Consider the following 13,840-nt stretch of genomic DNA (forward strand, 5'->3'; position numbering starts at 1 on the left):
TGTTATTCATTGACAAGTACTTTCTCTTTTTCTGATACAAATAATGTTTTTTCTTTCTTCTTTGACATTACCTCTTTATCGGAAATACGTAAAGAAAATAGTAGTGCTATGAGCAAAAATATTGCTGATCCAATTAATGCTGCTTGATATGGTAAAAAATCGGATTGAACGTTATTACTTCCAAAACCAGCTAGTATACTAGCTAAAACAGCTACTCCTATTGCTGAACCTAATCGATTTTGCACATTGAATATAGTAGTAGCTCTCCCCATAGAAGGCGGCGTGATATTGTTAAAGGCAGAAAATTGAACCGCACCGACAGATTGACCTAAGAAAATACCGATACCAAACAATAATGCGCGGATTTGCCACGGATTCGTATCGTGATTTACAAAACTTAATAAAACAAAGATAACCACGGTACAAATTAATCCAATAGAAATTACCTTTCGAGCTCCTAATTTCTTATATGACCATGGCACAATTTGTGAAGAAATCATTAATCCAATCGCCTCTGGAAATGTCGTAAGTCCTGATTCCAGCGCGGAAACTCCTATCACATTTTGATACATAAGTGGAAAAACAAATAACATTCCTAGTAAACCAGCTGATGAAAATAATGATATAAGGCTCATCTTTCTAAAGACTGGTTCTTTTAATAAACGTAAATCTAACATCGGTTGCTTTACTTTCAGTTCTACGATTATAAACAACGTAATGAATACAACCCCAGCTACCCCGGTACTCATAATTTCTGGAGAAATCCATCCTTTTGACGGTCCCTGGCTGAGTGCATATATGAGCATCGCAAATCCTGGTGCTGATAAAATAAAGCCGAGCGAATCAAAGCGACCAGCTGATTTTTCAACATGCTCTGCTAAAAATAGAAGTCCAAAGAGCAATGCAACGATTCCAAACGGTAGATTAATATAAAATACCCAACGCCAAGACATTTGATCTACAAAGAAACCACCGATGATAGGACCAACTGCTGGTGCTACAGCAATTGGCAGTACAATGAACCGGGAAATCTTCGGTCTTTCCTCTGGTGAAAATGTTCGGAATAACATTGCCATTCCGACCGGTGTTAAAAGCCCTCCACCAGCACCTTGAATAATACGGAAAATATTCAATGAAGTAATATCGTTAGCCATTCCGCATAAAGCAGAGGCAATTGTAAATACGAAAAGAGCAATTAAAAATACTCTTTTCGTACCAAAACGATCTCCTAACCAACCAGAAATCGGAAGGAAAACAGCCAAACTAACTAAATACCCAACATTCACCGTCCCCATTGCAGATGCAGGTACTTGTAGTTCTCTACTTATCGTTTGCAGTGCTACATTTACAATCGTTGCGTCCATCGCAGCCATAAACATCGCAGTTATATAAACGATACTTACAACTACTTTTGGATTTAATTTTTCTTTCATTATCGTTTTCCTACTAATGTTTTTTCGCGAACTTGATTACCTTGTGGATTCAAATCTTTCCAGTTATATTCAACATATTCTAAGCAGCTCTGCCTACTAGCTTCTTCATATACGACATTCCAGCCAATAGGTACATCGAGAAAAGCAGGCCAGAGAGAATACTGGCCCTCCTCATTTATTAATACTTTATATGTGTAATTATCATTTTCAAATGGATTCGTCATACTCTACTTACCCCTTTCTTATTCTGCAAATATTTCGCTAATACTTGCCCAATTTCCGTAAGTGGACCTGGCTGACATAGATCTTTATGTCTACAATCAATATCGTGCTGCACAATTTGCCCGTCTAAATAATTTAGCCACGTATTTGGAGAAATAGGATCAAACCAGTCTGGTATAACAGTAGATCTAAAGAATAAGATATCTCCGTTATAAACTTTTGGTACATATTTCCCTAACAACCCTACTGAATTTACATATGTTTCTTTCAAGTTCAATATAGTCTCTTCTTCAAGACTTGCTAATGCACTTCCATCTTTACGAAGGATTTCAACTGCACTTTCCATTGTAAGTGGTTTACCATCCATGTTATCTGGGTCATATCCGCCTAAAGCAAGTAATGCGATTAACGCTTCCTCTTCAGTAGGCGCTTCCGTATTCGGTAAGAAGTGTCCAGGATAAGAGTCAAGCATAACGAGTAATTCTACTTCTTCCCCTTCATTTTGTAATTGCGCCGCCATTGCATGCACAACATTTCCTCCAAGCGACCAACCTAATAAACGATATGGTCCATGAGGCTGTACTTCACGAACATGTTTCAAGTAATCCGCCGCCATCTCCTCTAAACTTTTTGGAAGTTCTTCATTTTTAGCAATACCACGTGCTTGTACACCATAGATTGGATAATCTGTTCCTAAAGATTTCATAAGTCCTGCATAGCACCAACTTAATCCACCTGCTGGATGTACACAAAATAGTGGTAATTGATCCCCGCTTGCTCGTAATGGAAGCAACACATCAAGTGCACTTTGACCATTCCCCATCTCAAGTCTTTCAGCTAACCCTGCAACAGTCGGTGCTGCAAATAAAGTGCCAATGTTTAGTTCCACTCCAAGCGCCTCTTTCATGCGGCTCATAAGCTGCACTGCAAGGAGTGAATGGCCACCAAGATCAAAGAATCCGTCATCAATTCCAATTTGAGGTACACTTAGCACTTCTGTAAACAAGTCACATAACATTTCTTCTTGCGGTGTTCTTGGACCACGACTAGAAGATGATGCGATAAATTCTGGAGCTGGCAATGCCTTTCTATCTAATTTACCGTTTGGAGTTAAAGGTAACTCATTTACTACTACAAAAGCGTATGGAACCATATAATCTGGTAAACTACCACTAGCAAACTGACGCATTTCATTCGTATCAATTGCTTCATTATTTGATGCAACGATATAAGAAACTAACCGTTTATCCCCTGGTTGATCTTCACGTACAATAACGGCTACTTGCTCAACTTTAGGGTGCTTCATTATGACTGCTTCTATTTCTCCTAATTCAATTCGGAACCCACGAATTTTGATTTGATGATCTGCACGTCCTATATAATCTAGCGTCCCATCTTTACGCCAGCGAGCTAAGTCTCCTGTACGATACATTCTTGTACCTGGCTTGCCAAATGGATCTGCGATAAAGCGTTCAGCCGTTAATCCTGCTCTTCCTAAATATCCACGCGCAAGCCCTGCACCTGCAACATACATTTCTCCAACTACTCCAGGTGGCACTGGTTGTAAATAGTTGTCTAACACATACACTTTAAGGTCAGGTATACTGCACCCAATTAAACTATTTGCTCGTAAAGAGACGATAGTTTCATCTATTTCAATATAACTAACATGTACTGTCGTCTCCGTAATACCGTACATATTAATAAGCTTTGGTGCGTTATGAGGATGTCGACTATACCAATCTTCTAAGCGACTTAGCTCAAGTGCTTCTCCTCCAAAAACAACATATCGTAAAGATAATTTTTGACCAATCTCTTCATTTTCACGATCTGCTTGCATCAATTGATAGAACGCTGATGGAGTTTGGTTTAAAACCGTAACCTTTTCTTTAACAAGAAGCTGTAAAAATTCTTTCGGCGAGCGACTTACAGTATGTGGCACTACAACTAAACGCCCTCCATATAATAAAGGTCCCCAAATTTCCCAAACCGAGAAATCAAAAGCATATGAATGAAACATCGTCCAAACATCGTTTTCGTCAAACTGGAACCAATGATCAGTTGCTCCTAAAAGTCTTACTACATTTTGATGAGGTATCATAACGCCTTTCGGTCTACCCGTTGACCCTGACGTATAAATAACGTAAGCAATATGTGATGGAGATAATGGCTTAATGCGTTCCACCTCATCAATATTGTCTTCACTATATTTCTCAACTTCTGCTATTACTTTTACATTATCAATTAAAACTTTTAGTGCCTCATTACATTCAATTTCCACTTCTGAATTCGTTAAAACACATGATGGTTTCGCATCGTGTAGCATAAATGAAATACGGTCTGCTGGGTAATCTGGATCTAACGGAAGGTATCCAGCACCAGCTTTAAGAACAGCTAATAAGCTTACAACCATGTTTAATGATCTTGGCATCGCTAAAGCAACGAGTTGATCAGGACCAATCCCTTTTGCTATTAGGAATCGAGCTATTTTATTTGCTTTTCTATTTAACTCTTCATAAGTTAATTTCTTATCTTCAAAGACAACAGCAATAGAATTTGGATTTATATGAACCTGCTTTTCAAACAATTGTGGCAATGTCATTTCTGGTGCAATTTGAAAACCACCATTCCACTTTTCTAACACTGTATTTTTCTCTGCTACAGCTAATATTTCTAATGTGCCAATTGATCGATCCGGATTTGTAGCTGCATCATCTAATAACAAAATGAATCGTTCTATTAGTTTTTGAACCGTTTCACGTTTATATAAATCGGTACTAAACTCTAGTAATCCATGTAAACCGTTCGGAGTACCATCAACTCCGTTATTCTCACTAATTTCAAATGTTAAATCAAATTTTGCAGAACCGACGCTTTGAATTTCAAGGCTCGCTTCTAAATCTGGTACATGAAACGTTGCTTCTGGTGTATTTTGAAAAGCTAACATAACTTGAAACAACGGGTGGCTGTTTCGAGTACGTACTGGATTTAATACTTCAACAAGCCTTTCAAATGGAACATCTTGATTTTCATAAGCTGCAAGGTTTACCTGCTTCACTCTATTTAATAATTCTTTAAAACTTGGATCTCCTGAAGTATTTGTACGTAACACTAATGTATTTACAAATAAACCAACAATATCTGAAAGTACATCATCATTTCTTCCAGCAATCGGACTTCCAATGGGTATATCAGTGCCTGCACCTAATCTTGTAAATAGTGCACTAAGCCCTGCTTGCAATACCATAAACAAACTAACTCCATTCTCACGTGCAAGCTCTACTAACCTACTATGCATACCTTCATCTATATGAAAATGAATTGTTTCCCCGCGGTAACTCGTCTCAATTGGACGCTGGAAATCTGTAGGTAACTCCATTTGGTCTGGTAAACCTTTAAGTTCTTCTTTCCAAAAATCTAATTGTGTTGAAATAAGACTCTCTGGTGTCGTTTCATCACCTAGCAATTGCTGTTGCCAAAGTGCATAATCTGCGTATTGAACTGGAAGTGACTCCAGCTGAATTCTGTCCCCTTGACATCGCGCTTTATACGCCGCTGTAAAATCTCTCGTTAACGGCTGTAATGACCAGCCATCACCTACAATATGATGTAATAGAATTAATAATACATGTTCGTTTTCATTCACTGTAAAAAGTTGTAAACGAACTGCCGGCTCAAAATCGAGGTTAAAGCTATATCTTACTGCCTCTGAAAGTACACTTTCTAATTCATCTTTACATGTATTAGTTATAACCATTTCTAGATTTAAGTTTTCCATATCTAAAATTTTCTGATAGGAACTACCTAATACGTTAGGGAAAATTGTTCTAAGTGTTTCATGTTTCTCAACTACATCATAAAAAGCACCTTGTAATGCTTCCCGATTCAATATTCCATTCATACGAATGACTAGCGGAATATTATAAGTAGGACTTGGACCTTCTAAACAATTTAAGAACCATAACCTGCGCTGTGCAAATGAAAGTGGAACTTCATTTGGCCTACTTGCTTTCTGAATAGCTGGTCTTGCACTTTTTGCATCGTTTAATTGTTTCGCCAGTTCGGCAACAGTTGGTGATTCAAATAGTTTCCCAATTCCTAATTCCACACTTAACGTTTCACGAATTCTAGCCATTAAACGAGATGCGAGAAGTGAATGTCCACCCATTTCAAAGAAATTATCATCAATGCTAATTCGAGAGACACCAAGTACTTCTGCAAATAAATCACATAATATTTCTTCTTTCGGATTTCTAGCAACTCTCTCATTGTTCATTCCATTAAAATCAGGAGCAGGTAATTTCTTTCTGTCAACCTTACCATTTGGCGTTAATGGTAATTCTTCTAGCACAACAAATGCTGATGGTATCATGTAATTCGCTAAACTTTCTGAAACATAAGAACGAATTTCTGAAAGATTAATCGGTTCCTTTTCTTCTGCAACGATATACGCAATGATGCGTTTATCATTTGCACGATCTTCTCGTACCATTACTACCGCTTGTTGAATATTTTTATGTCGTTGTAATACCGTTTCAATTTCAGCTAATTCAATTCGGAATCCACGAATTTTAATTTGATGATCTGCGCGACTAATGTACTCTAACGCACCATCACTACGCCATTTCACAAGATCTCCTGTACGGTACATGCGCTTCCCTGATTCTCCATAAGGATTTGCAACAAACCGTTCAGCTGTTAACTCAGGTTTTCCTAAATATCCGCTTGCAAGTCCTTCCCCTGCAATATATAATTCACCAATAGCTCCAGGTGGAACTGGTTGTAACCCTGCATCCAATACATACACTTCTGTATTGCAAATTGGTTTTCCAATAGGAGGTATACCCTTTTCACCTTCATCAATGTTCATGAAAGTAGACCAAATCGTCGTTTCAGTTGGTCCATATAAATTAGTTATTGAGCAACCTAATTCTCGTAATTTATTTGCTAAATGCGCTGGAAGAGCTTCACCACCAACAAGTATGCTTAGCCCTTGTAGCTTCTCTGGATAATCAGTTACTAACGCCTGCCAAAGCGTTGGTGTAGCCTGCATAATGGTCACTCTTTCTTCATGTAAAAGTGTCGTTAATGCAGAAGGCTCTTGTATGTCTTCTTTTTGCGCAATTGTTAAACTTGCACCACTAATAAGAGGTAAATAAATTTCTAGTGCAGAAATATCAAATGCAAACGTTGTAACTGCTAATAAATGATCATTTTCATTTAATGAAAACTTTTGTTGCATAGCCATTAAAAAGTTACTTAAACCTCTCATAGGAACAATTACACCTTTTGGGTTTCCTGTTGAGCCTGAAGTATATATTGTATAGGCTGGGTTTAACAGTGATACATCATTCTTACATGCTATATTCATACGAGAATATGTATGTAACGCTAGTTTCGTTTCTTCGTCATCTAATACAATTTTTGTCATATCCTTTTCTATAACTAACTTAGATGAAACAGATGAATGTGTTATGATACAAACTGGTTTTGCATCATTTACTATATAAGTAACTCTATCTGCTGGGTATTCTGGATCTATTGGTAAATACGCTGCACCAGCCTTTAAGACTGCTAGCATACTAACTACCATTTCTATTGATCTAGGGAATACTAAAGCTACAAACTGGTTTGGTCGTATTCCTTCTTCTACTAAATAATGTGCTAGTTCATTCGCTCGTTCATTTAGCTCTTTATACGTAAGGTTTACACCGTCACAAGTAATCGCTAGTTTATTGGGATTTTTTTGCACTTGTTTTTCAAATGATATAGGCAGACTGATTAACTCATCGTCTTCCTTCGTTTCATTCCATTCCAATAAAACTTTATGATTTTCTTCAGGCAGAGTAATGTTTATTTTTCCAATCGACTCGTTTTTCTCATAATTATTTACTACTAATTCAAATAGATTCATAAATCTTTCTTTATGCAATGCTAGCTCCGCGCCATTATATACTTCGGGATTCGCATCAAAATGAATCATTAGCTCATTTTGATCAAAACGTTTATATACATTTATTGATAAATCATCGACAGGTCCTGGTGATAAGTTATGCGTAATACCACGATTTCCAGCAAAGTTAAGCCCGTAATCAAAAGGCATAACATTCACTAACGGTCCAAACAACCTTTGATTTTCACCTAGTAACTTTAAGTCTCTTCTTAATTCCTCATGACGGTATTTATAATGGCGACGTACATCTCGGATTTCTTTAGAAACTTGTTGCAATAATTCTGCAAGAGTTATATTTGGAGTTACTGTAATACGAAGTGGAACTAAATTCATTACCATACTTGGTGTATGAATAGATACAGAACCTAGACGTCCCATCATCGGTAAACCTAAAACAATATCATTTTCACCTGTTAATTTATGCATATAAATACTTGTTATAGCGACAATGAATTCCGGCCAACTTGTTAACGAAATATTGATATCTTCTAGTAAAGTTTTCGTGCTAGAACTAGATAAATAAGCTGTTTCTCGTGAAAATCCATTTGATGTTCTCGGTGCTCGTTCTGCCAAACTTACAACTTCTGGTTCATCTGCATACTTTTCTAACCAAAAAATACGATCTTCCTGAAATTGTTTAGACTCACGATACTCAATATCTTCTTGCACGACTTTTGCAAGAGAACCAAATGGTTTTTCATTCTTGTTTGTTTCTTCTATAAGTGATGTATACTCATTCGCTACCTTTTGGCTAAGAAGTGAAAATCCATAGCCATCCATCACAATGTGATGGATGCGCTGATACCAAAAGAAACGATTATTTTCAACTTGAATAAGTGCTTCAGTAAATAAAGTATCTTTTTTCAAATCGACTGGCATAGATAAATCATTTTTCATCCATACTTTAGCAGCTTCTTCAGGATTTTCTTCTTTACGAACGTCAATAAAATGCATATGAAACTGTGATTCTTCAATAACTTGCCATGGGCCAATTTCATCCTCTTCGAAGCGAACATGAAGTGCTTCTGTTTCCATTACAACTTTACGTACAGCTAATTCAAAAATGTCTTGATGAATATTTCCGTTTATTTCTACATATTCCCCAGTATTATAAATTGGATTAAGCGGATCTAATTGTTGCGCAAACCACATACCAGACTGCGCAGATGATAACGAATGACGAATCTTTTGACTGTTAGGCATTCTTTACTACCCCTTTATTATGTAGTCTATTTGTTACAGCACCTGTGCTGTTTGTGAAGATAGTAAACTGTACCAACCTGCAACAGTTGGATGTTCTGCTAAATCTGCAAAAGTGATTTCTTTCCCTTCACGACGCCACTTCTCTACTAAACTCATAATTCTGACCGAATCAAGCCCTCTATTTAATAAGTCCTCATCAATATCAATACTCTCTACTGGCTCACGAAGTAGTTGTGCAACTAGTTCATGCACTTCCTGTATAGTGATTCCTTCACTCTCATCATCTTTTACACTTTGTAAATCGTTTAACAGTAGGTTTGTTGATGTCGTTACTGCACATCTATTAGATGCATACTCCAATGCTTGTTTATGATGCTCTAGTGAAAAATCAGCAACTGCATCTGCTACAAAGAACGGCTCTATACCATCCATAAATGCTTCACAAGCTGTTAAAAGACAGCCAATATGCGCATAAATACCGCAAATAATGAGTTGATCTTTTCCTTGTTCATTTAAAATTTCTAATAGATTTGTCTTTTTAAATGCACTATATCTCCATTTTGTTATGAATATATCATCCTCATCAGGAGTAAGTTCATCAACAATTTTCTTTTTATCTGGTCCAGCAGGTATACCGTCACCCCAAAAGTCTTGTAATAAACCTCGTTGTTCTAACGTTTGCCCACCAGGTTGTGCTGTATAAACAACTGGTATACCAAGTTCCTTACATTTTTCTCTTATCATTTTAATATTTGAAATAAGTTCTACTTTTGGTGATTCTTTATCGCTATATGCATCAAGAAAGTATTCTTGCATGTCATGAATTAAAAGTACTGCACGTTTCGGATTTGGTGTCCAATTCACTTTATTTTTTGGTAGTTCTGATTCAATTGGCATTTTATATACTGAAATAGATGGGATAGCCATCTAATCACTTCCTTCCGATTTTTATTATTGTTTTACTGTAATAAGTTTTTGAGCAATGACTTTACGTAGTTCTTTTTTGCTGACTTTTCCGACTCCTGTTTGCGGGAATGATTCAATAAATTCAATTCGATCTGGAATTTTATAAGCCGCTATACCACGTTCTCTTAAAAACATTTTTAATTCACTTACTGCCGGAACTTGTCCGCGAACTATAACAAAAGCACAGGTGCGTTCACCTAAATAATCGTCAGGCATAGATACGATTGCTACGTCATGGATCGCATCGTGTGCTAATAGATGATTTTCAACTTCTTCCGCAGCAACTTTCTCACCACCACGGTTAATTTGATCTTTATCTCTTCCTTCTACAATGATGTATCCTTGTTCATTTACTTTTACAAGATCACCTGTGCGATAAAACCCATCCTTTGTAAATGATCGTGCATTATGCTCTTCAGCTTTATAGTAACCACGAATTGTATATGGACCTCGTGTTAATAAACTACCTACCTCGCCCGGTTGTACATCGTTGTCATTTTCATCAACAACTCGTACTTCATCGAGTGCAGACATTGGTCTACCTTGTGTATGAATAATAATTTCTTCCGGATCGTCTAATCTTGTATAGTTCACTAATCCTTCCGCCATACCGAATACTTGCTGTAACGTACATCCAAATGTAGGGCGTATACGTCTTGCAACCTCAGCGCTAAACTTAGCACCACCTACTTGAATAACCTCTAAGCTCGATAAATCGGCATTACGAGAAGATGCAGCATCAAGCCAAATCATTGCTAATGGCGGAACGAGCGCTGTAATTGTAACTTTTTCTTTTTCAATAAGAGCAAAGGCCTCATCTGGACTACCACCAGTTGCCAATACCACTTTTCCACCCGCATAGAAAGTTCCAAATGTCCCTGGAGAACTCATTGGGTAATTGTGTGCTACTGGAAGAACTGCCATATAGACGCTTTCTGCATTCAAATTACAAATTTCAGCGCTAACACGTAAACTATAAATATAGTCATCATGTGTTCTAGGAATTAATTTAGAAAGACCTGTTGTGCCTCCTGATAATTGGAGAAACGCAACATCACTTGGCTGAACTTCTGGTAATGAGACGGGATCCATATACAGATCATTTATGTTCACAAACTCTTCTTCTTCTCCCACTACAATTACATGTTGTAAAGTTGGCACTTTCTCTTTCACTTCTCTTGCTAGTTTTCGATAATCAAAACCGAGAGCCTTATCTGAAATAACGTAAGCGCTCGCCTCGCCAAAATCACAAAAATAACTAATTTCACTGCTTCGATGTGACGGCAGTGCAAAGACAGGAAGCGCTCCAATTCGAAATAGTGCAAAACATATTTCGAAAAACTCGATAATGTTAGGTAACTGGATTACAACTCTGTCCTCTTTCTTTATTCCTAAATTTAGTAAACCTGCTGCTAAACGATCTACCTTTTTATTAAGTTCACTATATGTTATATGCTTCTTACCACTTACAACCGCGATTTGATCTCCATATTTCTCAGCCCGCTCTCTTAACACTCCTCCAAATGTTTCACCAAGCCAACATCCTTCTTCTCGGTAACGATCGGCAAATTCTTTTGGCCATTCTGTATAACCTACTAGCATTCTTTCTTCCCCCTATTTTTCATTAAGTGAACTATCTCTTAGCCCTAAAGCTTTTAGCATTGTTTGGAACTTAGCTGATGTTTCTGCTAACTCATCTTCTGGTTTTGACTCAGCAACAACTCCAGCTCCTGCATATAAACGCAGTGTATTTTCTTGTACTTCAGCACAACGAATTGTAACAATCCATTCTCCATCTCCATTTAAATCGCTCCATCCTAGCATTCCTGTAAAGAACTCGCGGTCAAATGGCTCAATATGCTGTATAGCCTCTCTTGCTTTTTCCATCGGAGTTCCGCAAACTGCTGGCGTAGGATGAAGGGCAATTGCTAATTGTAAAGAAGAAGTATTTGGATCCTTCAGTTCACCTTTCAATTCTGTAGACAAATGCCACATCGCTTCACTATGAATAACTGATGGCTTTTCTGGAACATGTAATGTATGACAATACGGACGAAGTGCAGCGACAACCGCTTCAACTACTACCGCATGTTCATGTAAATCTTTTGGAGAAGAAAGTAATTCCTCTGCTCTTCTTTTATCTTCTACTGGGTCCTCACTACGTGGCCTTGAACCAGCTAACGGATTAGAAATAACTTGCATACCATTACGTGAAACAAGTAATTCAGGACTTGCTCCAATTAGCGTCTTACTGTTCTCTTTTTCATCTTTCGGTAAATTCACAGCAAATGTATAACCATGCTTATTATGTTCTGCTAATTCTCGCAGAAGTTTTTGCTTATCAATCTTTTCGGAAGATTTAACATCTAACGATCTGGATAGAACGATTTTCTTTAAATCACCGTCCTGTATTTTTTTAATTCCTTGCTTCACACCATTCATATAAACTTCAGGGTCTGGCATTGGCGTCATTTCAAATGTTACGTTCTCATTTATTTCAAGCTGATTTGTTGTATCCAATTGTAAACGCTCAGAAATCCTACTATATTCTGGTACGATAAGTTGGACTTCTTTTCTACGATCAAATGGCAAAGCACCCACAACGATAGGATTTGGATTTCCAGCTTGTTTCGCATTACTTAATGTCGCTTGCACAAGCTCTGGGAAATTTTCAATTTCACGATGCTTTACTGTAGTAAACTCTCCTTCTGCTAATATAGTTCGAGTTGGTGAAGCGAAAAAGAATGAAGATTCAGTCTTATAATCTTCTAAAAGTTTTTCTGACAATTCCTTTACAGCTATATGTTCATTCATAATATAATAACCTCCTGAATTTTTATTAAACTCCTAACGTAGCACCGCCATCGACACATAAATTGTGCATTGTAATATGACTTGCTCTATCTGAGGCTAAAAATAACACGGCTTCAGCAACTTCTGAAGGTTGTGCAATTTTTTGTAATGGAATTCCGAGTCTATATGTATTTTGAGAACCAGCAATTATATTTTTAGCTCCATTCTCATCAGCCCATAGTAATCTTTGCATCTCAGTTTCAGTAGAACCTGGAGAAACTAAGTTGCAGCGTATATTGTATGCCGCAAGCTCTAGTCCTAAACATTTCATAAACATCGTCGTTGCAGCCTTTGACGCAGCATACGCAGCCATCTCCATTCTCGGCGTATTTGCCGCATTTGAACCGACTGTAACAATTGCCCCCGATTTTCTTAACATCATATTTTTACTTACCGCTCGGGACATATTGAAAACCCCTGTAGTATTTACAGAGAATGTTTTATTCCAATCTTCATCACTTAACGAATGAATTGGTCCCATACGTAAAACCCCTGCAACATTTATTAAAATATCTATTGGCGCTATTTCATTTGCAATATGATTTACCATGTCTTCAACAGCAGCGCTATTACTCACATCTAAACGAAACGTTTTCATACATGTTTTATTTAATTCATTTTGATTTAAGAGTACATTTAACCCCTCTTCATTTTGATCAACCGCAATAACTGTGGCTCCTCTTTCTAAAAACATTTTGGCAACAACACTGCCTATGCCTTGTGCTGCACCTGTTACTAAAACTGTTTGCCCATCAAATTCCCCTAAGTTCATTTTCTCTATCCTTTCACATAAACATTAATTTCATTAAGTGACACAAATGATATTGATTTTCATTATCAGTTGTGTCGTAAAAAATAATACACTTACTAAACTAATTGGTCAAGTGCGCATTACTTTAAAATCCATTTTATTGATAATGTTTTTCATTTACTATCTTACACCGAAATGATAATGTTTCTCAATAAACTTGTCAATCTTTTTTTATTTTTCAGATAAAGTATTTTAATGCTTCTTAATAAAATCATATGTAAACGCATTAAAAGTACTTATATTATAAATAAAATTCAAAGTCCTCTTTTTAAAATTGAAGAAGCTAAACTAGAGATACGTTCATTTAAAATGCTTTATGAAAAACTCAAGTATATATTTTCTCAATATTTTTCTGAAAATATATCTTACAAATACTAATGAATGTCTTTTTTGTCATTT

The 13,840-nt window shown here is 36.9% G+C and carries 7 protein-coding genes; all 7 read right to left on the reverse strand.

The window, feature by feature from the left end; genetic code table 11:
• Positions 1–2: 2 nt before the first annotated feature.
• From HMAS_RS12805 to dhbA, 7 genes are read right to left on the reverse strand one after another with little or no spacing between them, the layout of a single operon-like run.
• On the reverse strand, positions 3–1,433 hold the full coding sequence (locus HMAS_RS12805; RefSeq protein WP_048535163.1) for an MDR family MFS transporter: 1,431 nt from the start codon (positions 1,431–1,433) through the stop codon (positions 3–5).
• Positions 1,433–1,657, reverse strand: coding sequence for an MbtH family protein (locus tag HMAS_RS12810; protein WP_000184059.1), 225 nt, complete (start codon positions 1,655–1,657; stop codon positions 1,433–1,435). Before HMAS_RS12810 ends, HMAS_RS12805 begins: the two co-directional genes overlap by 1 nt.
• Positions 1,654–8,811 carry an amino acid adenylation domain-containing protein gene (locus tag HMAS_RS12815; protein WP_116344868.1) on the reverse strand — a complete coding sequence of 2,386 codons (7,158 nt, stop codon included), beginning with the start codon at positions 8,809–8,811 and terminating at the stop codon, positions 1,654–1,656. Before HMAS_RS12815 ends, HMAS_RS12810 begins: the two co-directional genes overlap by 4 nt.
• A 33-nt stretch (positions 8,812–8,844) precedes the next feature.
• A complete protein-coding gene (locus tag HMAS_RS12820) occupies positions 8,845–9,738 on the reverse strand; it encodes an isochorismatase family protein (protein WP_046392675.1) in 894 nt (297 codons plus the stop codon).
• Positions 9,739–9,762: 24 nt separating this feature from the next.
• Positions 9,763–11,379 carry a (2,3-dihydroxybenzoyl)adenylate synthase gene (locus HMAS_RS12825; protein ID WP_046392674.1) on the reverse strand — a complete coding sequence of 539 codons (1,617 nt, stop codon included), beginning with the start codon at positions 11,377–11,379 and terminating at the stop codon, positions 9,763–9,765.
• Positions 11,380–11,391: 12 nt separating this feature from the next.
• The gene (dhbC, locus tag HMAS_RS12830; RefSeq protein ID WP_116344869.1) at positions 11,392–12,591 is read right to left on the reverse strand and encodes an isochorismate synthase DhbC; all 1,200 of its coding nucleotides are present in this window, start codon (positions 12,589–12,591) and stop codon (positions 11,392–11,394) included.
• Positions 12,592–12,616: 25 nt separating this feature from the next.
• Entirely contained in the window at positions 12,617–13,402 is a 786-nt protein-coding gene (dhbA, locus tag HMAS_RS12835; RefSeq protein ID WP_088867736.1) for a 2,3-dihydro-2,3-dihydroxybenzoate dehydrogenase, read from the reverse strand.
• Positions 13,403–13,840: the final 438 nt, after the last annotated feature.

Source organism: Bacillus sp. HMA207 (genome assembly GCF_003402455.1).
GTDB classification, from domain to species: Bacteria; Bacillota; Bacilli; order Bacillales; family Bacillaceae_G; genus Bacillus_A; species Bacillus_A cereus.